23 protein-coding genes are annotated in these 23,409 nt (G+C 55.6%); all 23 read right to left on the reverse strand.

The window, feature by feature from the left end; all coding sequences use genetic code 11:
• Positions 1-13 precede the first annotated feature (13 nt).
• A complete protein-coding gene (locus M3223_RS04945) occupies positions 14-451 on the reverse strand; it encodes an ACT domain-containing protein (protein ID WP_251559539.1) in 438 nt (145 codons plus the stop codon).
• A gap of 193 nt (positions 452-644) precedes the next feature.
• Positions 645-1,316: a class I SAM-dependent methyltransferase gene (locus M3223_RS04950; RefSeq protein WP_251559541.1), complete on the reverse strand. Its 672-nt coding sequence runs from the start codon at positions 1,314-1,316 to the stop codon at positions 645-647.
• A gap of 193 nt (positions 1,317-1,509) precedes the next feature.
• On the reverse strand, positions 1,510-2,832 hold the full coding sequence (gene obgE, locus M3223_RS04955; RefSeq protein WP_251559543.1) for a GTPase ObgE: 1,323 nt from the start codon (positions 2,830-2,832) through the stop codon (positions 1,510-1,512).
• Between the two features lie 16 nt (positions 2,833-2,848).
• Positions 2,849-3,583, reverse strand: a complete 735-nt coding sequence (locus M3223_RS04960; protein ID WP_251559545.1) for a Spo0B domain-containing protein — start codon at positions 3,581-3,583, stop codon at positions 2,849-2,851.
• 146 nt (positions 3,584-3,729) lie between these two features.
• A complete protein-coding gene (gene rpmA / locus M3223_RS04965) occupies positions 3,730-4,041 on the reverse strand; it encodes a 50S ribosomal protein L27 (RefSeq protein WP_251559547.1) in 312 nt (103 codons plus the stop codon).
• A gap of 17 nt (positions 4,042-4,058) precedes the next feature.
• A complete protein-coding gene (locus M3223_RS04970) occupies positions 4,059-4,394 on the reverse strand; it encodes a ribosomal-processing cysteine protease Prp (protein WP_251559549.1) in 336 nt (111 codons plus the stop codon).
• A gap of 14 nt (positions 4,395-4,408) precedes the next feature.
• Positions 4,409-4,720: a 50S ribosomal protein L21 gene (gene rplU, locus M3223_RS04975; RefSeq protein WP_251559551.1), complete on the reverse strand. Its 312-nt coding sequence runs from the start codon at positions 4,718-4,720 to the stop codon at positions 4,409-4,411.
• 163 nt (positions 4,721-4,883) lie between these two features.
• Positions 4,884-6,155: an Rne/Rng family ribonuclease gene (locus M3223_RS04980; RefSeq protein ID WP_251559553.1), complete on the reverse strand. Its 1,272-nt coding sequence runs from the start codon at positions 6,153-6,155 to the stop codon at positions 4,884-4,886.
• 236 nt (positions 6,156-6,391) lie between these two features.
• Positions 6,392-7,261 carry a M50 family metallopeptidase gene (locus M3223_RS04985; RefSeq protein WP_251559555.1) on the reverse strand — a complete coding sequence of 290 codons (870 nt, stop codon included), beginning with the start codon at positions 7,259-7,261 and terminating at the stop codon, positions 6,392-6,394.
• Positions 7,254-8,456: a M23 family metallopeptidase gene (locus M3223_RS04990; protein WP_251559557.1), complete on the reverse strand. Its 1,203-nt coding sequence runs from the start codon at positions 8,454-8,456 to the stop codon at positions 7,254-7,256. Before M3223_RS04990 ends, M3223_RS04985 begins: the two co-directional genes overlap by 8 nt.
• Positions 8,457-8,808: 352 nt before the next feature.
• Positions 8,809-9,957: an FtsW/RodA/SpoVE family cell cycle protein gene (locus M3223_RS04995; protein WP_251559560.1), complete on the reverse strand. Its 1,149-nt coding sequence runs from the start codon at positions 9,955-9,957 to the stop codon at positions 8,809-8,811.
• Positions 9,958-9,967: 10 nt separating this feature from the next.
• Positions 9,968-10,759 carry a septum site-determining protein MinD gene (gene minD / locus M3223_RS05000; protein ID WP_251559562.1) on the reverse strand — a complete coding sequence of 264 codons (792 nt, stop codon included), beginning with the start codon at positions 10,757-10,759 and terminating at the stop codon, positions 9,968-9,970.
• A gap of 3 nt (positions 10,760-10,762) precedes the next feature.
• Positions 10,763-11,425 (reverse strand): septum site-determining protein MinC, encoded by a 663-nt coding sequence (locus M3223_RS05005; protein WP_251559565.1) that lies wholly within the window; start codon positions 11,423-11,425, stop codon positions 10,763-10,765.
• Between the two features lie 58 nt (positions 11,426-11,483).
• Positions 11,484-12,008, reverse strand: a complete 525-nt coding sequence (gene mreD / locus M3223_RS05010) for a rod shape-determining protein MreD (protein WP_251559567.1) — start codon at positions 12,006-12,008, stop codon at positions 11,484-11,486.
• Entirely contained in the window at positions 12,005-12,820 is an 816-nt protein-coding gene (gene mreC / locus M3223_RS05015) for a rod shape-determining protein MreC (protein WP_251559569.1), read from the reverse strand. The genes mreD and mreC overlap by 4 nt, the downstream gene beginning before the upstream one ends.
• Positions 12,821-12,896: 76 nt before the next feature.
• A complete protein-coding gene (locus tag M3223_RS05020; protein ID WP_251559571.1) occupies positions 12,897-13,922 on the reverse strand; it encodes a rod shape-determining protein in 1,026 nt (341 codons plus the stop codon).
• Positions 13,923-13,964: 42 nt separating this feature from the next.
• Positions 13,965-14,651, reverse strand: a complete 687-nt coding sequence (gene radC, locus M3223_RS05025; RefSeq protein WP_251559574.1) for a RadC family protein — start codon at positions 14,649-14,651, stop codon at positions 13,965-13,967.
• Positions 14,652-14,810: 159 nt separating this feature from the next.
• Complete coding sequence (locus M3223_RS05030; protein ID WP_251559576.1) at positions 14,811-15,629, reverse strand: Maf family protein; 819 nt, start codon at positions 15,627-15,629, stop codon at positions 14,811-14,813.
• A gap of 129 nt (positions 15,630-15,758) precedes the next feature.
• Positions 15,759-16,001, reverse strand: coding sequence for a DUF4321 domain-containing protein (locus M3223_RS05035; RefSeq protein ID WP_251559578.1), 243 nt, complete (start codon positions 15,999-16,001; stop codon positions 15,759-15,761).
• A 175-nt stretch (positions 16,002-16,176) separates the two neighbouring features.
• Entirely contained in the window at positions 16,177-17,772 is a 1,596-nt protein-coding gene (locus M3223_RS05040) for an SPOR domain-containing protein (RefSeq protein WP_251559580.1), read from the reverse strand.
• A gap of 141 nt (positions 17,773-17,913) precedes the next feature.
• Positions 17,914-19,329, reverse strand: coding sequence for a UDP-N-acetylmuramate--L-alanine ligase (murC, locus tag M3223_RS05045; protein WP_251559582.1), 1,416 nt, complete (start codon positions 19,327-19,329; stop codon positions 17,914-17,916).
• Between the two features lie 5 nt (positions 19,330-19,334).
• Positions 19,335-20,720 (reverse strand): bifunctional folylpolyglutamate synthase/dihydrofolate synthase, encoded by a 1,386-nt coding sequence (locus M3223_RS05050; RefSeq protein WP_251559584.1) that lies wholly within the window; start codon positions 20,718-20,720, stop codon positions 19,335-19,337.
• A complete protein-coding gene (locus M3223_RS05055) occupies positions 20,720-23,380 on the reverse strand; it encodes a valine--tRNA ligase (protein ID WP_251559586.1) in 2,661 nt (886 codons plus the stop codon). The genes M3223_RS05050 and M3223_RS05055 overlap by 1 nt, the downstream gene beginning before the upstream one ends.
• Between the last annotated feature and the right edge of the window lie 29 nt (positions 23,381-23,409).

The raw sequence follows: 23,409 nt of genomic DNA on the forward strand, positions 1-23,409 counted from the left end.
CAACTGTATCCCATCAGCCCTGCCCGACAACCGACGCTCGCTTTACCCCCTGCTGCAGGCGAAGTTCATCAAGAAAAGCAAAACGATTTTCCTTCATTGAAGCGGTATCCATTGAAATGACGACATTGGCAAAACCTTGGAGAGGTATGCTCTGGTGAATCGTAAGCACATTTCCGCCCTTCGCGGCCACCAATCCCAGCACATGGGATAAAATGCCCGAGCGATGCTCCAGATCCATCGACACCGTAATAATTGTGCCCCGCTCCATTTCGCCCATCGTCATGACGCCGTCTCTATATTTGTAAAAAGCGCTGCGGGAAAGCCCGGCGCGTTCCACCGCTTCATGAATTGTAACCGCTTCGCCGCGGCTTAGCATTTCCTTCACCGCAATCGTCTTGACGATCGCCTCAGGCAGCAGATCCTCGCGAACGACAAAGTATCGCTCCGTCAAGGTTACGTCCTCCTACGATAGACAGTTGTATTTATATAGTGGACATTATACCGGAAGGCGCGGCCGGCCAGCAAGCCTTTTTCTTTGCCTGGACAGCCTGATTTATCGGAGTGATAAAAACATTGCGCAAAGTGCCGGGCTGATTCATTCAGATTCTATAGAACATAGGCGTTTTTTACAGAAGGATATATCGTTACATTGCGCAAAAAACCGTGAACTCACGAAATTTATATACACAATCGGCATGCTCAAAGCCTGCTTCACGCAGCCAACCCAGCTGCTCCGACGTTTTGGCGTTAATATCTTCCGCTCTCCGCCTGACGGACGCGTCGGCTGCCTCCTTGCTCACCCGGCCGTCGTAAATCTCCTTCAGCCACTGCTCCCGGTACAGCTCGTCGAACAGAGGCGATTCGGCAGCGGTTTGATCGGCATTGACGAACCTTCCGCCTGCTGCCAGCCTTTCCCGGATATGGCGGAACACCAGCCTTTTGTGTTCATGGGTTAAATGATGGATGGCCAGAGAGGATACGATCAGATCAAACTTGCCAACCGGCAGCCCCTGCGTCATATTTCCCTCTATCAGCTGCACGTTATCGTCATCCAAAAAGCGTTGTTTCGCTTTTGCCAGCATGCTGCCGCTAAAGTCCATCAAGGTCAAATTTCCCTGAGGATACTTTCGTCTAAGCATTCCGGAAAAAAGCCCCGTACCGGCTCCAAGCTCCAAAATTGTTGGCTGAGGAGCATCCGTCCAGGCCGCATTCAGGGCGCTTCCGTAAAAATCGTCATAACAGGGAATCAGCCCTCTCCGCTGTTCATCGTAACCTGCTGCCGCAAGCTCAAACTGCTTTTTGACGCTGCCGCTCATTTCCAAACCCCCTCTCCTTGATCATCTGCACTTATCATACTGCCAACTCTTATAGATGTTAAATATAGAGTTTCAATACTTATATAATTATCGCCTATAAAAGTTTGAAATTAACAGGACTAAAAACAAACAAAAACGGCCGTCGCCGGCCGTTTCTCTTAAAAAGCTATACGAATGACAGGCGCATACCGCCCTATTCGTGAATATAGTCGCTTCCTTCAAAAAATTCGAAGGCAAAGTCGCCTATGCGTACAGTGTCGCCGTCTTTTGCTCCGAGTTTGCGCAGTGCGCTATCGACGCCCATACGGCGCATCATGCGCGCAAAACGCATAACGGCGTCGTAGGAGTTGAGATGAATCCGTTTGATCTGCCGCTCGAACGATTCGCTCTCCACCACAAAATAATCGTTTTCCTTGTACACGCGGAATGGAATTTCTTCCTTCTCCTCATGTTTATATATTTTGCGTTCCTCAACCTCTTTGACCTCTTCAAGCTCTGGCGCATCCGGAACGGTGTCAAGCACTGCAGCCGCTTTGTACAGCAGCTCTTGAATACCTTCCTTCGTCAGCGAGGAAATGGGCACAATTTCGTATTCGCGGTCGCTCTCATGCTCCGCCAGCTGCTGGCGGAACAGCTCCAGATTGTCCGCGGACTCCGTTATGTCCATCTTATTGGCGGCAATAATTTGCGGGCGCTCGGCCAGCTTGGCGTTGTACAGCACAAGCTCTTCGTTGATTTTGAGCCAGTCCTCGAACGGATCCCGGCCTTCCGAGCCGGACATGTCCACAACATGAACAATGACTCGAGTGCGCTCAACGTGGCGAAGGAACTCGTGACCTAGACCTACGCCTTCATGCGCGCCTTCGATCAGACCCGGCAGATCGGCCATAACAAAGCTGAGGCCCTCTTCGACATCAACAACGCCAAGATTAGGCGTAATCGTCGTGAAGTGATAGGCTCCGATCTTTGGCTTTGCGGCCGAAACGATGGATAGCAGCGTCGACTTGCCGACGCTTGGGAAGCCGACCAATCCGACATCAGCCATTACCTTCAGCTCCATTACGAGCCAGCGTTCTTGTCCTTCTTCACCTTTTTCGGCGATTTCAGGCGCGGGGTTGCTGATCGTCGCGAAACGCGGATTGCCACGGCCGCCGCGGCCGCCTTTAGCTACGATAACTTCCTGGCCATGGCGGGTCATGTCGCCGACAATTTCACCAGTGTCGTCATCAACGATAACCGTGCCTGGCGGAATACGGACGATCATATCTTCCGCTCTTGCGCCGTGCATCGTTTTGGGTCTTCCTTTTTCGCCGCGGTCACCTTTGAAGTGTTTCTGGTAGCGGAAGTCCATCAGCGTACGCAAACCTTCGTCAACGCGGAAAATAACGTTCGCTCCGCGACCGCCGTCTCCTCCGGCAGGGCCGCCTTCCGGAACGTACTTCTCTCTCCGGAAAGAAACGATGCCGTCCCCGCCGTCTCCGCCTTTTACAAATATCTTGGCTTTATCGACAAACATAATTCAGTTCCTCCATCTATGCGCAGAGCGGAGCCTTCAGCAGAACATGGCGATGCTGCTGGAGGCTGTCGGCCTGCAACGGTGTTCCGTGCAGGCGCTGCTCCAATTTGTCTATGAGTTCAGCCTCGTCAGTCAGCTCGCCATCAAATTCAAGCTCCACCATAAGCGCTCCGCTGCCGCGGTAAAGCCGCAGCTTCAGCAAAGCGGGATCGCCCACTCCGGGCTTCGTACTGAAGCGGTAGGCATTAATGACTTCAATTAGAGCTTCGGCCGCGCCATCGCGATCGCCGTCCAGCTCCTCCATGGATACGTTGTCCTCGATCTCAACATCAAGCACAATGGAAGGAGAAAACGTGCGAAAAGACTGCAGATAAGCGGTAAGCGCCGGACTGCCTAGCTTGGAAATTTTGCTTTCCATAAGCATCTTATCGCGAATCCGCTCAACGCTGGCTAGCGCCCGGTCGGGCTTGTTCATCCGAATGTAACCGTATAACACCTGCAGATCGTTCATCCAGTCATGACGATGATGATTTAAAGTCTGGATTGAAGCCTGCTGAATTGTGGCCAGACTCCTCTTCAGCTGCTGCCGGTGCTGCCGCCGGTCCGCATGGACCCACAAAACGGCTGCTGCTGCTGTCCAAACGAGAAACAGCAGATTTGCCCACAGCAGGGAAGGCCGGATGATCACGACTGCCGCAGGCAGCAAAATAGAGCCCGCTGCATACAGCTTGGCCGATTGAATGCGATTCATACGTCAATCCCACTTTCTACCTTAAGGATGCCTGACGGCCTTTCGCACAACATTCCATCACCAGCTAAAATCCAAATCCATTGACACGTTACATCGAAAAAAAACCCGGCCTGCTCAAATCAGGCCGGGTCGCGAGTCTCTTGGTCTTAAGCTTCTACTGCTGCAGCTACCGGAGCCAGATCAACCGGGTATACGCTGACTTTTTTACGGTCGCGTCCCCAACGTTCAAACTTAACAACGCCGTCGATCTTTGCAAACAGCGTATCATCTTTACCGATGCCTACGTTGTTGCCCGGGTGGATTTTCGTGCCGCGTTGGCGGTAAAGAATGTTACCAGCCGTTACGGTTTGTCCATCCGCACGTTTCGCGCCAAGACGCTTCGATTGGCTGTCGCGTCCGTTCTTCGTGGAGCCTACACCCTTTTTGGATGCGAACAATTGAAGATTCAGTTTCAACATGTCGGAATCCTCCCTTCTTACTTGAATTGTTCCTTGAGGGTCACATGAGCGCTGTAGGATTCCGCAATCCCTTCCAGCATGACCTTCATGGATTCCAGCAGCAGCTGCACCTTGAGATTCGTCTCAGGATCAGACTGCTCCGGAATATCCGACTGGAGCCATCCATTTTTCATGCTTGCCGGAAGCTCGACTCCCGTCAGCACTTCAATAGCATTAACGGTGCCCACCGTGACGGCGGAAACACCAGCGCATACGATGTCTTTGCCTGCTTTGGCATATCGCGCGTGCCCCTCGATGGAGAAGCCGACGATGTGCCGGTCACTGGCCCGCCGAATGAATGTAGCGACAATCATAGGCTATCCTGAACTTACGCCTGGATGCTTTCGATCGTTACTTTCGTGTACGGCTGACGGTGGCCTTGCTTGCGGCGGTAGTTCTTTTTCGGCTTGTACTTGTAAACGATGATCTTTTGGCCGCGGCCGTGTTTCTCGACCTTAGCGGAAACCGTTGCTCCGGCAACAACCGGGGAACCGGTAACCAGACCTCCGTCTTTGGATACAGCCAGAACGCGGTCAAACGTTACGTTCTCGCCTTCGCCGGCGTTCAGCTTCTCAATGTAAAGAACATCGCCTTGCTGAACTTTGTATTGCTTGCCGCCTGTTTCAAAAATTGCGAACATGGATGGTGCACCTCCTTATAGTCGAAGACTCGCCTGGGTGGGGTGTCGGACGCCGCTGAGGGTGCCCGAAGCTTGGTTATGAACCCGTCCTGCGCGGTACCTGAGTATGTCCATGCCGGACATACACTAAGGCATTGTATCATACGCAACCAGCCCAATCAAGCTATTTCGGCTGCTGCTTGACTTCTCGCGCCGCCCCTGAATAACGGTGCCCGCTGCCGCCGCAGCATTCGCAAACGGAATGAAGCTGCGGTCCAACGCTCCGTCTCGTTTTTTTACGGGTAATCTCCAGAAGCCCCAGCCTTGTCCAGCCGTGAATCTGGCATTTGCTGCGGTCTTCGCGAGAGGCGTGCTCAAGCTCCTGGCGCACCTTTTCCCGATTGCCGCTATCTTCCATATCGATAAAATCAGCGATAATAATGCCGCCGACGTCCCTGAGCCGCAGCAAGCGTGAAATCTCGCGAGCCGCCTCCATATTGGTGCGGAATACCGTATCCTCAAGCCCGCTGGTTCCGGTGAACTTGCCGGTATTGACGTCAATGACCGTCAAAGCCTCCGTCTGCTCCCAAACAAGATAACCGCCGCTTGGCAGCCACACTCTTGTCTGGAAAGCGGCGTTCAGCTGCTCGGTGACTCCATACCGGTCGAACAGCGATTTGCGCTCGGCAGCAGAATCATACAGCTTCAGCTGCTTCTCGCTGCCCGGAGAAAGCTCGCCTAACAGCTGGCGCGCCTCCGCAAAACGGGTCTTGTCGTCGATCAGCACTTCCATACCCGACGTATACGTGTCCCGGAAAATGCGCCTCATCAGCGCCGCTTCCAGCAGCACCGGCTCCGGAGGTTTGGCCGCGCGCCCTCTGCGAAGCACCTCTTCCCACAGATCGCGCAGCTGCATTAAATCGCCGCGCAGCGAATGCACGCTCTCCCCTGCCGCCACCGTCCGCATAATGACGCCCTCGCCGTTACGGCGAAGCTCCTCGCCAACGGAACGAAGCCGGTTGCGTTCGCTTTCCGAGGCGATTTTTTTGGATACGCCTACATAATCCGCCCCAGGCATATAAACAAGCCAGCGGCCGGGCAGCGAAAAATGAGTAGATACCCTCGCGCCCTTGCCCCCGATCGGCTCCTTGATAATCTGTACGAGCAGCTCCTGCCCAGGCTTGACCAGCTCCGTAATGGACGGTTTTTCCTCGGGGCGAGCCCCAGCCGGGTGAATCAGCTCATCAATATAAAGAAAAGCATTTTTGTTCAGTCCAATATCGACAAACGCAGCCTGCATTCCAGGCAGCACATTGACAATCCGCCCTTTGTACATATTACCGACAAGCCCTCCCTGCTGGGCGGACTCCATGAAAAAGTCAACGGCGCGGCCATCCTGCAGAACAGCTGTCTGCAGCAAGGCTCCGTCGCCGTGAACAAGCATCGTTTTTTTCATTTGTACCGGCACACCGCCTTTTAGAGGTTGTTCAAAAAGCCCCCCATTGATCGATGTAAACCAGGAAGCGAGTTCGACTTCGAATCTTGTGTTCACCTTCGAAGTCCGGTGCTCATGTAGGTTTGGCTACACTCTGCTCCTCCTTCTTCTGGTTCACACAACCTTCTCGGTGCTGAATGGCGATCTTTTTGAACTCGCCCTTTAAGGTCCCATGCCGAACCGAGATGACTATTATTTTACCTCAAAAGGTCTGAAACTGCACGGTCTCCCGATAAATATCCTTCGACAATTCTCTGCTCCGGCAGCACGCCGACAATCTGTCCGCGGTCTTCCATCACATATACGAGATGATATTGATCACGGAGAAAAAGGCGCGCGGTCGTCCAAATCGGGTGCAGCCTCGTTACGACGATCGGTTTTGCCCTGGAGCCGTCCCGGATTTTGCGCCGGGAACCTCGCTCGCGACTCATAAGAAAGCGCATGAACAGATAAGGCACCTGTTTCCGGTAGGTCCAATTGGCGGCCAGAAGAAAAATACCAACGGCCAGCAAATTGGCTTGTATGCCTTCACGGCCTTCCGCCGGCAGCAGCGCATAAACGATCATGAGCACGCTGAACGCCATGCCGGCCCATGCGCTAAAACGAAGCGTCGTGTAATAATTGAAGCGGAGCCCGCACACATAACGAAGCAGCCGGCCTCCGTCGAGAGGATAAATGGGCAGCAAATTGAATACAAGCAGCAGAAGATTTGCTTTCAGCAAATAATCCGCCCATTGGGGGTCCATAAACCCAAGAGCGCCGAGCGACCACGCTGCGACGCCCATCCATACGTTTTGCAGCGGTCCGGCCAAAGCGATGACCGCTTCCTCATAAGCGGGAGCACCTGGCCGCTCTTCCAGCTCCGCTACTCCGCCAAAAGGAAGCAGCTTGATCTCTAGCACCTTCCAGCCGAAGCCGTAAGCTGCAGCGGCATGTCCAAGCTCGTGGACAAATACGAGCAGGAATAGCGTCAGCAGCTCGCCAATATAACCGGTCATAACCGATAGCAGCATCAACACTGCCAGCAGCGGATGCAGGCTCCAGCGAATGCCGCCGATATTAATCAAACGGAATCACATCCGCAGGATCGATGTACCGGTCCTTATCCTTTACCGCAAAGTACAGCAAGGCCGCTTCGCTGCCCTCAGCCGCTTGTCCGAGCGTTCCGATCGCATCTCCCGCTTCCACCCAATCGTTTGCAGCTACATTGGCCTCGCCAAGCTGCGCGTAGTACGTCGTTCTTCCTCCGGCATGCTGCAGCACAACGGTCGGCCCCTTGGCATCCGACGCCGACACGAGCAGCACCCGTCCTTCCTCCGCCGCGCGCACCTCAGCACCCGGCTGGCCGGAAATTTCCACGCCGCCTAACAGCTCCGCAAAGCTCCGCACGATGCTTCCTCCCTCCACGGGAGTCTCCGCAGCCCGCTCCGGCTTTGCCGAGGCCTGCTGAGAATTGTCGCCGAATCCCGGAATAAAAGAAGGCGGAGCTCCAAACAGCCCTTCATACCAGCCTGCTACGGCCGCCATATTCATCGGCTTTGTTAATGCTTCGCGCACGAGCGCCTGTCCATGCCGCGCTGCGGCTCCGTCCAGCTGAAACAGCCCCCATACGGCTGCAAACAGCGCCGCGGACACAAGCAGCCTCCTTGAAAAGCCTTTGGCAATCCGGGAACCAAGGTTACCGGGTTGTCCGCCGTTTCCGCCGCCTGAGCCGCCGGGGACGCCTCCCGATCTGCCGGATATGCTCCTTCTTTCCCCAAGCCCGCCCTTGACCCCTGAGGCTTCCTCCAGACGCCGCCAAGGATTTGCGCTGTTTTTCCACTCTATCTCCGGGTCTCTGTCCGTCGGCTGCGGCCATGCCTCCAGCCATGCTCCATCAAGCGGCGGCTGCTCCCAATCCGCTGGCGCATTTGGATGGTAAACTCTCGTTCCATATGGTCCCGCAGCGGGTTGTTTTCCAAGCGAATCGCCCGTTTTTTCTCCCGGACGTCTGCTTGGCTTGCCGCCTTCAGACCTTTTTTTTCCAGCCGATCCAGGAGCACCAGCCGGCGTCAGCTGGCGGCCGATTCTGGCATCATTGGCAATCGGTCTGTTTCCCTCTATCGGCTGCACCTCCGGCTCTTCCGAACCGAGACGCTCCGTCAACTCCCTGATCCGCTCTTGTCTGCGCTCTCGATTACCGATGCCACGCTCACGTGTAGCTTTATCCTGCTTTTTGCCCCAGCCTGACGGCGAGGGCCAACGCCCATATTGTCCGCTCATTCCGTTACCCTCCTTCTTTCCCCCGCTCCTCTGGCAGCGGAAAGGCTTGTTTTATCTGTATGAGAGGGCTTATCCAAGTATGCGGGAATTCACGGCTGAAAGCAGAATGACTCTCCAGGTAAAACAAAAAGAGAGCCTCAGTTAACAAGGCTCTCTATTAGCTCTATTCAAATACTTTTGAACGTTCATTGAAAATAAACAGCGAAGCCAAAGTCCGAGCCCATAGAAGCGGCAGCGTTCGCATTTGATGTCGGATTTCTACCGTGAAACATACCCCATTCAAAGAAATTCGAGATCAAGAGCGATCGGAGGGCCGGGCATTTGGCACAGCGGGCACTTTTCACACGAACGTTCAATTCTCCAGCTGGTACCGCTCCTGATGCGCCTTGATGCTGAAGACAAGCCCGATGCACATCATATTAAGCAGCAATGACGTGCCCCCGTAGCTGACAAAAGGAAGCGTGATGCCGGTGATCGGCATTATTCCAATCATCATGCCGACGTTCTGGAACACCTGGAACACATACATGGACACAACGCCGATGATAATAAACGAGCCTCGCAAATCGAAACATTGGAAGGCTATCATAATCATCCGGTATATGAGCAAGAAGTACAATAACAGGAGCACAGCCGAGCCTTGAAAGCCGAACTCCTCACCAATAACGGTAAAGATGGAGTCCGAGTACGTATACGGTACAACGCCGCGGTTTTTGGAATCTCCCTCCAAAAAGCCGTCACCGGTCAAACCGCCGCTGCCAACCGCAATGCGGGCGTTCTGCGACTGGTATCGGGCGTTTTTATCCGCGCTTTCAGGATCAATGTACGTATTGATACGCTGGTACCAGTGACTGACATCATGCTGCTTGGCGTATTCCTTGATTTCAACGTTATAGGTCTTGAACAACGTCACGAACAGCGTCAGGCTGCCGACTACGACCACAAGCCCGATCAGCACATGTGTGTACTTGACGTTGCCGATCCAGAGCATGCCGAGCACGATGACAAGATAGATAATGGCGTTGCCAAGGTCCGGCTGGGTTACAACAAGCAGAAACGGCAGGCCCGCCACAGCGGCAATCGGAATCAGATCTTTTAGGACCTGCAGCTTTTCGCCTTGGCGCCGGCCCATCATAAAGGCAACTGAAATAATAACGACCATCTTGACGGCCTCGGCCGGCTGAAACGACAGCGATTCCGTTATTTTGAACCAGCCGGTAGCGCCGTTGACTGTTGAGCCAAAAAACTGCACCGCAACAAGCAGAATAACGCCGACCGCATAAATATAAATCCAGAATTTAAGAATAATTCTATAGTCAATCAGCGTCATGACAATAAGCACACCGAACCCAAGCGCATAAAATACGAGCGTTTTTTTGTAGGCGCTGGCATAATCCGGGTCGGCATCACCAACGCTGTACAGCAAAACCGCACTGATTGCCATGAAACAGACAAGCAAGGTCAGAATGCCGACATCCATTTTTTTGAGCTTATTGATCACTGCGTTTCTCCTACCCTATTCCAAGAAATTTCCGCAGCATGCGGAAACGCCCCGGCTTATCCTCCAGCGGCATGAGCGGAACCATATCTCCCAAAATGCGGCGCGCGATATTGCGGTAAGCAATCGCCGCCTTCGACGTCGGGTCCATAACGGTTGGTTCTCCGGTATTGGCCGCTTTGATGACGCACTCGTCATCCGGCACGATGCCGAGCAGATCGATCGCCAGCACCTGGCAAATATCATCGATATCCAGCATCTCTCCGTTTTTCACCATCGAATGGCGGATACGGTTAATAATGAGCTTGGCGGGAATTTGCGAGCCCTCCAGCAGACCGATGACACGGTCCGCGTCGCGCACCGCCGCATTTTCCGGCGTCGTCACGACGATCGCCCGATCCGCTCCCGCTATCGCATTGCGGAAGCCCTGCTCAATACCGGCCGGACAGTCGATGATCACGTAGTCGTAATCTTTTTTGAGCTCCAGCACGATATCACGGACCTGCTCCGGCGTAACAGCGGACTTGTCCTTTGTCTGAGCGGCGGGCAGCATGCTCAGATCATCAAAACGTTTGTCCTTAACGAGCGCCTGCTGCAGCCGCACCCGTCCTTCCGCCACGTCGACCAGATCGTAAATAATCCGGTTTTCCAGCCCCATGACCACATCCAGATTGCGCAAGCCGATATCGGTATCGACCATTGCGACCTTTTTGCCGAGCAGGGCCAGAGCGGTGCCCAAATTCGCGGAGGTGGTCGTCTTGCCGACGCCGCCTTTGCCCGATGTGATGACAATTGCTTCTCCCATGCTCTACACCCCTTTGAACAGCATCGGCTCCTTGCGCATGCGCACGAGCTGGTTCATCTTGTCAATCTGCATACGGCCGTTCTCCAGGTAAGCGTACTCCATAGATGCGTCTCCGCTCATCCACTCCTCTGGAGGCCGGCTGATTACATCCGCGATCCTCAGCTGCGTCGGACGCAGTTGAGATGCGGCTATAATCGCGTCGAGCCGCCCTTCCGTTCCGGCATGAGCCATGCCGCGAAGCGCTCCAAGCACATAAATATCTCCCGAGCAGCGCAGCGTGCCGCCGGGATTTAAATCGCCAAGCAGCAGCAGGCTGCCCTCATGTTCAACCGTCTGGCCCGACCGGATCGTGCCCGTCATCAGCTTGAACGCCTCGGAGGCGCCACCCTCATCGGACTGCGGCGCCTCGGATTCAATCGTTTGGACGAGCAGATTGCCCCTTTGGCGGATGACGCTGCGGATGTGCTCCTTGTCCTCTTCCGACGTTTGGCGCAATCCCAGCTTGACGTGAACGTGAACCAGAGGTCCGGACAGCAGCTGCTGATGGGACTTCTCCAGCTTGTATTGAAGCTCGTCCATGAGCTCGGCGAATTCGCAAGTATCGTCAAAGAGGAAGATGAGACCGTCCTTGACTCCCTTAATCGTGATCTTCTGTTTGTCGGTCACACCTGTCCCTCCCTAACGATAAAGTTCGTCTCCGAACCGTCTGATTCCTGCTCCCGCCCTATTCCTTGCCCGGCTTCGGCTTCAGCCGCACCATACCCTCGAACCAACGGCGCATCGGAATGTAAATGGCAAGAGCAAAAGCCAGCTGGAGGAACAGGCTGGGGAATATCCGGTCCTGAAGCGCCCACGCCAGCGGCTCCGACGTAAAGCGGAATACTTCATACACATAGTACACCGCCAAATCGTAGAGCAGGGAGGCCATCGTAACGACGGCAAGCGCAGACAGCATCGTCAGCCTGCGTCCGCCCAGCATAAGACCGATAAAGTAGGCAATCAATCCCATCGTATACGCATGCAGCCCTAACAAGTGTCCGCGAAAGACGATATCCTGCAGCATCCCGAAGCCTACGCCGAGAAGCAGCGCGGAATGGCGGCTGTGATAGAGCGCAGCGTACATGACGATGACAAATGTAAAGTGAGGGATGATACGGTCCGAGAATTCGGCTGGAACAAGCCAGGGAAATAGGCTCGTCTGCAAAATAAAGGCAAGATAAGTCAGCAGGACCATCCCTTGCATCTTCATTTGGACGCCTCCGCTGTTTTGACGACGAATACTTCACTAAGTTGATCTAACTTAGCCGCCAGCTTGATGTTGGCTGTGCGCGTCAAGCCGATGTCGCTGTCCTGGGTGCTTTCGACGGTGCCAATAATCATTCCCCTTGGAAACACGTTGCCGAGTCCCGACGTAATGACCGTATCTCCTTTTTTAATCGGATCTTCCGCCGAAATTTTGGTCATGAGCAGATGCTCGGTCTCCGAGTTGTAACCGGACAAAATGCCGAACGACTGCTTCTGCTTGCCAAGCACCGTAGCGGAAATGCCGGATTCCTCCGCATTCAGGCTAGTAATCGGCATCACCGTTGAGGTGAGCTCCGACACTTTGCTGATGAAACCGATCATTCCGTCAACCGTAACTACCGCCATTCGCTCACGAATGCCCTCACGCGCGCCGAGATTAATGGTAAGGGTGCGGTTGTAAGCATCCGGGCTGACTGCCACGACCTGTGCAATCAGGTATTTGTAGTCGTAAATTTTCTTCTGTTCTTCGGTAAATTTAAGCGCTGCGCTCAGCCGGTCATTCTCCTGCTGAATAGCATTGTATTCCACTTTATCGCGCGCGTATGCGGCTGCCGTCATGCGCAGCTGCTCATTCTCCTCATATACGGAGCGCAGATTGCCGATATCCTGGAACAAGCCCGCTATGTAGCCAGCGGGCTTGTAGAACCATTGCTGCACGTATCCGGTCGTATCCCGCAGGAACTTTTCCGGCATCGTCAGTCCCGCCCGGGAAATCGAATAACCGATGACCGCGATGAAGAGAATGAAGCTGATCATGAGGACGAAGAGCCGCCTGTTCCGCAGATGCTTAAACAAAGGGTTCACCCGCCCGTCTTATTCAGCTCATGCGCCGTTATCTTCTCGACCTGGAGCTGCCTTTAGTTTTAAAAAGATGGATGTTTTCGAGAGCGCGGCCCGTGCCGATGGCAACACAATCAAGCGGGTTCTCGGCAACGATGACCGGCATGCCGGTTTCGCGTGAGAGCAGCTTGTCCAGATTGCGCAGCAGCGCTCCGCCGCCGGTCAGGACGATACCGCGGTCCATAATGTCAGCAGACAGCTCCGGCGGGCATTTTTCGAGCGTAATTTTCACTGCGTCTACAATCGCGGCGATCGTGTCGGTCAGCGCTTCGGTAATTTCCTCCGAAGTAATGGACAGCGTTTTGGGCAGGCCCGTGACGAGATCGCGGCCGCGGATTTCCATCGTGACCGGCTGCTCAAGCGCCATGGCCGATCCGATCTCCATCTTCAGCTGCTCGGACGTGCGCTCGCCGATCATCAGATTGTAGAGGCGTTTGATGTATTGAATAATCGCCTCATCCATCTCATCGCCGGCAATCCGCACCGAACGGCTCGTTACGATGCCGCCAAGCGAGATGACAGCTACCTCGGTCGTGCCGCCGCCGATGTCAACAACCATGCTTCCGGTCGGCTCCCATACGGGCAGATCCGCGCCGATAGCGGCTGCAAACGGCTCTTCAATCGTGTAAGCGTCGCGAGCTCCGGCTTGTTTAGTTGCATCCTCGACTGCCCGCTTCTCCACGGACGTAATGCCGGAAGGAACACATACCATAACGTTAGGATGGCGCGGAAAAAGAGAGCGCTGCTTCTGCGCTTGACGGATAAAATATTTGATCATTGTTGCCGTCGTCTCAAAATCGGCAATAACGCCGTCCTTCATCGGACGAACGGCGCGGATGTTGCCCGGCGTGCGGCCGATCATCTTTTTCGCCTGTTCGCCGACGGCTTCAATCGTTTTTGTATCGGTACGGAGGGCAACCACAGACGGCTCCCTGACGGCAATTCCTTTACCTCTTACATACACCAGCGTATTAGCTGTGCCAAGGTCAATCCCCAAATCCTTTGAAACTCCGAACATCGTTATACTCCCTTCTAAAATGCGGCAATCCTATTTATTATATTACATTGTTCCATGTTCCTTCAAACTGATAAAGCGTTTATCGCCAATGACAATATGATCCAGCACCTCGATGCCGATCAATTCGCCCGCCTCCTGCAGCCTGCGAGTGAGCAATATATCCTCGTTGCTCGGCGTCGGATCTCCGCTAGGATGGTTATGAGCGCAAATGATGGATGCGCATCCATGGCGGATCGCTGCCCGAAAAACCTCCCGGGGATGAACGAGCGAGGCGTTCAGCGTGCCAATGGAGAGCGTTTCACGCGCGACGATATGGTTTTTCGTATTCAGAAAAAGGCAGACGAAGTGCTCCACCTTCAAATATCGCAAATCCTCCATAAGATAGTTAGCGGCATCCTGCGGCCGGCGGACGATGACGGTGTCGGACTGCTTGGTGCGGGCAAGCCGCCTTCCCAGCTCGATGCCGGCGCGAATCTGCAGCGCCTTGGCGGGGCCGATTCCCTTGATGCGGGTCAGCTCGTTATGGCCCATGTCGATCAGCCCGCGCAGGCTTCCGGAGTGGTGAAGCAGCCTGGAGGCCAGGTGAACCGCCGTTTCCTTTGAAGTGCCGGTACGCAGCAAAATAGCAAGCAGCTCGGCATGGCTGAGCGCCTCGGCGCCATGCTGCAGCATTCTTTCCCGGGGACGCTCGTCCTCCGGCCATTCTTTAAGCGAAATGGACTCCGACATCGATTGACAACCGCCTTTGGCTTCATATTCATTTAAAGTTTACCACCATTTGCCGCTATAATCTCCTCCAATTTTCGACTTTTGCTTTGTTAACCTCTTATGTGACGATTCATCTACGCAAAAAGTCCACTCCTAAAGGAATGGACTTAAAATTTTGTTCTACGAGCGCAGCGGGCTTACGCCAAACGGCAGAAGCATCTGATATACGAGAGCTAGCGGAAGCCCCATGACACTGTAAAAATCGCCCGCGATTTCTTCAATCAGCACAGAGCCTAGCCCTTGCACGCCATAACTTCCAGCCTTGTCCAGCGGATCGCCGGAGGCAACGTAAGCTTCAATCTCGGCCTCGCTCAGCTCGCGGAAAATGACCTCGCTGCGCGTATACCCTACTGCGCATACAGGCTCGTCCGGACTCGCTTCGGCAATGCGCCAGCGTCCGATCCGGCCCAGCCGGGCTTCGCTGCTCCAACGGAGCCCGCCGCTAGAGCGACCGCTTGCGGAGCTTGCGTCAACGGCTTCGCCGAAGGCCGGTACTGCAAGCTCGGACGCAGGGAAAGGCTGCTCCGAATCCGCGGCGCCTCTAAATTCGCGCATGCCTGTCCGCAGCAGACTGACGCCGCTGTACACCTCATGGGCGCGTCCGCTCAGCCGCCGCAGCGTGCGGCATGCATCCGCGGCATCTGCCGGCTTGCCAAGCACTTCTCCGTCGAGAACAACGATTGTATCTCCGCCAAGCACCAAAGCAGACCGGCCCTCCTGCAAATCGGCCGCAGAAAGCCGCTGAGCGGCAGCCGCAGCTTTGCGCAGACTGAGCTCCGTTACAATTTCATGGGGCTCTAGCCCCGGTTCAACCGTCTCATCCGTATCTGTTGCCAGCACTTCGACCGGCAGCGGCAGCCGCAGCGCTGCGACGAGCTCCCTGCGCCTCGGGGATGAAGAGGCAAGCACAAGCCGGTCCAGTGCATATCGTTCGTTCATCGTTAAGTCTCCTTCAAGTTCGCTTCCTACGTCGCAACCGGTGTCCGGTTCAGCAGCAGGCGCTGCGCGAATGACGAACGCCGATGCTCCCCAACACGCACGATGTTTTCTAAATAATCCGCTGCCTTATTAAAGCTTGCGGTAAAGCCAAAAGGCCAGCACAAGGCAGGCCAGGCTGACAACGCTAAAATTCAGCGTCAGCTCAAGCTTGTAGCTGAGCAGCCCCAAATCGGCCGATGGCTTCCAATCCAGCTTCGCTGAACGAGTCAGCGCGGCTAAGGAAGGAACCTCCTTCAGCCAACGGTCTGCCAGCGCTCCGGCAAGCAAGCCGAGCACCGCGAACAGGAGCAGCGTCCATCCGTTCTTTTTCATCTGCCGTCCCTCCGCCCTGGGTCCAAATCTTGTCCCATTATAAGGGAAGAAGCCGCTCTCAAGCAATGTGAAGCAGCCGGGTCCCGACCTGACAGGCGGCTTTCCCGGCTTGGCCATGACGCCCTTCAGATAAAAACTTCCGTTCCATACGTCGTAAAGGCGTGCAAGAGCTTCCTTACTTTTTCCCGGCCGAAGCAGCCGCTGCTTCACGCAGCTCGCGCTGGGCAAACACCGCTTCAAGCAGCTTGCTCTGAACCGTCCAGAGCAGCTTCATAGAAGGCGCTTTATTGTATGCAGCCAGCGCATTCGAAGCCCCCTCCATCGCCGTAACAAGCGAGCCGGCTGCCGCCTGTTCTTTTTTACCGGACAAGCTCTCCTTAAAGGCTGCTGCCTCCTTGAGCCAATCATCCCGCTTGGTGTTCCAGGAGCTCATTGCCTCCGCTCCGACTGCGGACGGTTTGTTCACGGACAGCTGGGCGGCGGCAAGCCCTGCAAGCGAACGGATCAGCTCGCTGCTATTGGCATCAAAACTCTCTGCTTTCTCCGCGCTTCCCCCAAACAAAATTTCCGCTACTGCAGGAAGCTTGGCTTCCTTAATGTAAACCTCTGTCCCGTCAAGCTTGCTCCGGAGCGTCTCAGCGCCTTTGCGGTCCAGTGCCATGCCCGCGTAAACGCGGTAATCCGTGCCGCTATAGGCCAGCGCGGAGGCAAGTCCCGCCTTTTTCAAATCGGATGCCGCGGCCTCCGCGCTTACTTTAGAGGAAAACACTCCGTACTGCAAAAGCTGGTACGTCTGCGCAGGCCACGCTGCAGCGACCGGCTTAGCCGGTCCGGGAGCAGCCGTTTCCGTTTTTGAATCCGTGTTAGGTGCAGGATCATTCGAAACACCTTGCCCCGGCTCCACAGCCTGAATGCCGCCGACGGTTTCTTCTGCAACCCCTCCGTCGGAGAACATACCGCCTCCTGCAAACAGAGTCAGCGTAATATATCCAAATACCGCTCCCGTCAAAATCGCACCAACAACCGATAACAGCACGATCGTCCACGAGGGCCCGCCGGCACGGTCGCCTGTTTTGCCAACTCCAGGCGCGACCGCCAGTATGCCTCTTTTACGGGAAGGCCGGGCTGCATCCAGCTCAATCAGCGGCCCGTTATGCCTAAGCTCGGCGTCGAACACATCCGCCGGAAGGAGACTCTGCGGTGTTTGCAGCTTTTTAGCGCTCTTTACTGAAGCCGCAGGAGGAACGGGAGGAGGATAGATAGCCTCGCTGTCGCTCCATGGCCAATCCACAACAGCTTGAACGCCCCAATCCTTGTCATCGGACTGTCCGCGAAACGGCTCACGATCTTGAGTATGCTCCTGCCCGGCAACCCGCTCGACGTTGAGTTCCCAGACCGCATCAAGCTCTTCATCAGCCTCAGCCCAGTCCGCATCTTCATGAAGCGAATTTCTGCGCGGCGCATCGAAACCCGGCTCGCCGTCTTCCTCAGCCTCTACGTTCCCGCCGCTTAAAATATTTTCAGCCGGCTGCGGCTGCGGCTCAAGCTCCTCTATCGAACCCTGGAACGGACTGCTCCATGGTTTGTACTCCTCGGTAAACCGCATCGCCGACAGCTCCGTTTCCGCCTCCATAGCCCCGCTCTCTGCGGCGCGGCCGGACAAAACCTGCGGCTGGACGGCAGCGTGAGCGGACAGCATCGACACAGCGCTTTTTTCCTGCACCAGCTTGCCGCTCCCATTGGGACGGTATGTTACACGGGCCTTTGTCATCGTTTTCCTCTCCTTGCATACTGAGTTCATACTCTACTCTATGAGACTAGCAGCAAAGATATGACCTGTTGCATAAATGAGAGGATCAAAAAAACCGGTTTGAAGGGTTTCCCCGTCAAACCGGCATAAAATCAAACTAGATTAAGAGGACTTTTCACCCTCGTGGCGCTCGCGCAGCAGCTGCGCCAAGCCTTCGCCTGCTTTCCAAATGTCTCCCGCACCCATCGTTACGACGAGATCGCCTGGAGCGATACGGGCGGCAAGCTCCGCCTGAACCTCTTCCTTGGTCGGAATATAGGCGGTGTTTGCGTTGCTGTTTTTGACGATCAGCTCCACAAGCTTGCGCGAGTTGACGCCTTCAATTTCTTTTTCGCCCGCAGGGGAGTAGATATCGGTAATAATAACCTCGTCCGCCTCGCCAAACGCGCGGCTGAATTGCTCCAGCAGGAAGAACGTACGCGTATAACGCTGCGGCTGGAATACGGCTACAATGCGCTTTCCGGTCGCTTTGGCGGCGCTGATCGTCGCCTGAATCTCGGTCGGATGATGCGCATAATCGTCGATGACGAGAATATCGTTCACGTCGCCAAGCACCTGGAAGCGGCGCTTCGCTCCGATAAATTCCTTGATTGCGGCTGCAGCGGCGCCAAACGGAATGCCTGCTTCCATGCACGTAATCAGCGTTGCCATCGCATTGTAGACGTTATGGCGGCCAGGCACGGACAGCTGCACGATGCCCAGCTCCTGTCCCGCGCGGGACAAGGTGAACGTCACTTTGCGGTCGCCAAGCACAAGGTTCGAAGCGACGAATTCCGCATCGGCATGGTCAATCCCGTAGGTGATGATCCGGTCTGCGGGCAAAGCGTCCGCCGCGCGCGGCAGCAGCTCGCGGACGATCGGGTCGTCGATGCAGACGACGGCACGGCCGTCCTCCTTCACCTGGGAGAGGAACTGCACGTACGCGGACTTCAAATTCTCGAAGTTGCCGTCGTAGTTCTCCAGATGGTCCGGCTCGATGTTCGTCACAACGGCAATGGCCGGGTGATAATGCAGGAACGAACCGTCGCTCTCGTCGGCTTCGGCAACGACGTATTCCCCTTTGCCGGCTTTGGCGTTTGTGCCGACATTGACGATTTCTCCGCCAATAATATAGGTCGGGTCCGCGCCGCAGCTCTCCATCACAAGCGCAATCATCGAGGAAGTTGTTGTTTTGCCGTGCGCGCCTGCAACTGCGACGCCTTTGCCGGCGTTCATCAGCCGGGCCAGCATCTGGGAGCGGTGCAGCACCGGAATTTTCAATTCCTCGGCTGCGCGGCGCTCCACGTTATCTCTCGGCAGCGCTGTGCTGTATACAACCAGATCAGCGCCGCTCACATATTTGGCATCGTGGCCGATATGGATTTCTGCTCCCTTTTTGGCGAGTTTGTCCGTAAGCTCAGCCCGGGCAACGTCAGACCCCGTCACCTTATAACCGAGCTCCAGCATGACACGCGCGATTGCGCTCATGCCGTATCCGCCTATCCCGATAAAATGAACGTGTTCTGCTGTCGTCGTCATGACGGTCACCAACCTTTTTCAGAATCCGGCAGCCCAAGCACATTTGCGCGGACATCGGCTATAAGATAAAGTGTGCCGGTAACGACCGGCAGATCACCCGGGGCCGCAGCCTGCTCCAAACGGCGCAGAGCTTGCGTCCAATCGGGTTCTACGATAATTTCAGGCGAAACGCCGAGCGCATTCGCTTCTTCCCGCGCCAGCTCCGCAAGCGCGGCGGCTGGCATGGCCTTGCGGAAAGCAGGCTGCGTAACGACAAATGTATCCACTATAGGGAGTATATGCCGGAGAACGTCCCGGTGATTCTTGTTATCCAGCATTCCCATCATGAGATGAAGCCTATCATAGGAATACGTGTCCCGCAGAGCGGCGGCCAACGATGCCGCGCCTTCCGGATTATGCGCTCCGTCCAGCAGCAGCCGCGGCTCCGTCCGCACCATCTCCAGACGGCCCGGCCACTGGGCAAGCCGCAACCCGGCCCGCAGCTGCTCGTCCTCGACGAGCAGCGCATTGTACTGGCGCAGCACCTCCAGCGCCATGACGGCAGCGGCGGCGTTTTTGCGCTGATGCGCGCCGCCGAGGCCGAGCGCGAGCGAATCTATCGCCCGGAAAGGTCCCTGGAAGCGGAAGCTTTGCTCCGTTTCCGTCGCTTCAATCCGCGTTTCGCTGAATTGCTCGCCGAGCTGATAAAGCGTCGACTTCGAGGCGCGGGCCGTTTCGCGAATGATTTCCAGCGCCTCCGCATTTTCCACTGTGCTGACGACCGGCACGCCAGGCTTGATAATGCCGGCTTTTTCGCGGGCGACCGCTGCAATCGAATCGCCAAGCACGTCCATGTGGTCGTGGCCTACGTTCGTAATAATCGACATGACAGGAGTAACGATATTCGTCACATCCAAACGGCCGCCTAGCCCCGTCTCCCAAACGACGTAATCCGGGTACGTAACCTTGGCAAAAAACAAAATGGCCAGTGCCGTCGACACCTCAAACATCGTTGGCGATCCGTGCTCTGTTGCAGCGATTTCTTCGACATGCGGCTTAAGCTCATTGGCAAGACGCAGCAGCGTCTCTTCTTCTATATCTTGTCCATTATAGCGGAAGCGGTTCGTAAACTTCGTGATATAAGGGGACGTAAATGTCCCCGTATCGTATCCGCCGCGAATTAGCGTCTCTGTCAAATAGGCGCAAACCGAGCCTTTGCCGTTGGTGCCGGCAACGTGAATGAAACGCAGACGGCGCTCCGGATTGCCAAGGCGCTCCATCAGCAGCCGGATGCGGTCGAGCCCCGGACGAATGCCGAAATTGATCAGCCCTTCGATCCAGTCTCTCGCTTCTCCATAGGTGGAGAGAACGGCTGCGGAGCCGGACTCTCCTTTAACATTGTCGTCATTCATTAGCCGCGCAGCTCCTCAATCCGGGCCAATACTTTATCAAGCTTCGCCTGATAATCGGCCCGTTTCGCTTTTTCCTCGTCGATGACTTTGGCTGGTGCTTTGGCGACAAACCCTTCGTTGGACAGCTTTTTGTCCACGCGCTCCACCTCGGAGCGAAGCACGCCGGCCTCCTTGTTCAGACGGGCGATCTCCTGCTCGATATCGATAAGGCCAGCCAGCGGCAGGTACAGCTCGGCGCCGGTGACAATTGCCGTCATCGCTTTATCAGGCGCGGACAGCTCAGAATCAATAACGAGGGAAGACGTGCCGGCAAAGCGGCGGAGCAGCTCTTCGTTCGCCTGCAAAATCGCCTGCTGATCTGCTCCGGATGGCTTAATTTGCAGCTCGATTTTTTTGCTCATCGGCACGTTGACCTCTGCCCGGATGTTGCGGACGGAACGGATTGAGCTCATAAGCAGCTCCATCTCGCGCACCGCCTCAGGAGCCTCCAGAGCAGCGTCGTATTGCGGCCATTCCGCAATCGAGATGCTGTCGCCGGAATGCGGCAGATGCTGCCAAATCTCCTCGCTGATAAACGGCATGAACGGATGAATCAGGCGCTGCGTGCGGTCAAGCACGTATGCGAGCACGGATTGCGTCGCTTTTTTCGCCTCGGGATTGCTGCCGTAAAGGTTCAGCTTGGCAACCTCGATGTACCAGTCGCACAGATCGTCCCAGATGAAGTTGTACAGCAGTCGTCCGGTTTCGCCAAAATCATACGTGTCGATCAGACGCGTCACGTCGCGGGACGTCTCGTTCATGCGGTGCAAAATCCAGCGGTCCGCTGTGCCAAGCTTCACGCTAATGTCGATATCCTCGTAGCGGAAGCCTTCCAGATTCATCAGCGCAAAGCGGGAGGCGTTCCAGATTTTATTGGCGAAGTTGCGGGCCTGCTCCACTTTTTCGATGCGGAAACGCAAATCCTGCCCCGGCGTGCTGCCAGTGGAAAGCATAAAGCGCATCGCGTCTGCGCCGTACTGCTCGATAATATCCAGCGGATCCACGCCGTTGCCGAGTGATTTGGACATCTTTTGACCTTCGGCATCACGCACCAGACCGTGCATGAGCACGTCCTTGAACGGAATCTTATCCGTGAATTCAAGGGCGGTGAAAATCATGCGCGCTACCCAGAAGTAAATGATGTCATATCCTGTGACGAGCAAGTCGTTCGGATAGTAGCGCTTGAAGTCTTCGCTGTCCGTATCCGGCCAGCCCATCGTGGAGAACGGCCATAGAGCCGAGCTGAACCACGTATCCAGCACGTCGTTGTCCTGGCGCAGCGTGCCGCCGCAGCCCGGACATGTGTCCAAATCTTCACGCGCCACATGAATCGTGCCGCATGCATCGCAATGCCAAGCCGGAATGCGGTGGCCCCACCACAGCTGGCGGGAAATACACCAGTCACGCACATTTTCGATCCAGTTCAGGTAAATTTTTTCGAAGCGGTCCGGCACAAAGTTTACGCCGTTGCCGGATTTTTGCGCCTCAATGGCGCGGTCGGCTAGCGGCTTCATGGCCACAAACCACTGCGTGGACAGGTAAGGCTCAACAACGGCGCCGCTGCGCTCGCTGTGGCCGACCTGATGCACATGCTCCTCGATTCGAACGAGCACGCCGCTCTCCTTCAAGTCGGCGACGAGCTTTTTACGCGCATCGGCGCGGTCCAGTCCTTGATAAGGTCCCGCCTCGGCGTTCATAACGCCGCTTTCGTCCATCACGATAATTTGCGGCAGGTTATGGCGCTGGCCAACCTCAAAGTCGTTCGGGTCATGAGCCGGCGTAATTTTGACAGCTCCGGAACCGAAGTCCTTTTCCACATATTCGTCCGCGATAACCGGAATTTCACGGCCGATAACCGGCAGCACGAGGTTTTTGCCGATCAGGGCGCTGTAACGCTCGTCTTCGGGATGAACCGCTACGGCCGTATCGCCGAGCATCGTCTCCGGGCGGGTCGTAGCGACCGTCACATGGCCGCTGCCGTCAGCGAGCGGATACTGCAGATGATACAGATTTCCGTTAACTTCTTTGTATTCAACCTCGATATCCGACAGCGCCGTGCGAGCCGCAGGATCCCAGTTAATAATTTTGGCTCCGCGATAGATCAGGCCTTTTTCATAGAGCCGGACGAATACTTCCCGCACCGCTTTGGACAGCCCTTCGTCCAGCGTGAAGCGCTCGCGGGAGTAGTCGAGCGAAAGGCCCATTTTGCCCCATTGGCTGCGGATCGTATTGGCGTAGGTATCCTTCCATTCCCACACCTGCTCCAGGAATTTCTCGCGGCCCAGATCGTGGCGGCTTACGCCGCTCTCGCGCAGCTTCTGCTCCACGCGCGTTTGTGTTGCGATGCCGGCATGGTCGGTGCCTGGCAGCCACAGAGCGTCAAACCCCTGCATGCGCTTTGTGCGGATCATAATGTCCTGCAGCGTGAAGTCCAGCGCATGGCCGATGTGAAGCATGCCCGTTACGTTTGGCGGCGGAATTACGATTGTGTACGGTTTTGCTTCCGGTACGCGGCCGGCTTTGAAAAAACCTCCGCTGTTCCAAAGCTCCGTGCTTTTTTGCTCGGCGCTGCGGGGGTCGTACGTAGTTGGCATTTCAATAGTAGGCTGATGCTCTGACATGTCATATTCACCCTCGTTCATATAATTAG

The sequence above is a fragment of the Paenibacillus pasadenensis genome, assembly GCF_023715725.1.
In the GTDB taxonomy this organism is placed as follows: domain Bacteria; phylum Bacillota; class Bacilli; order Paenibacillales; family Paenibacillaceae; genus Paenibacillus_O; species Paenibacillus_O pasadenensis_A.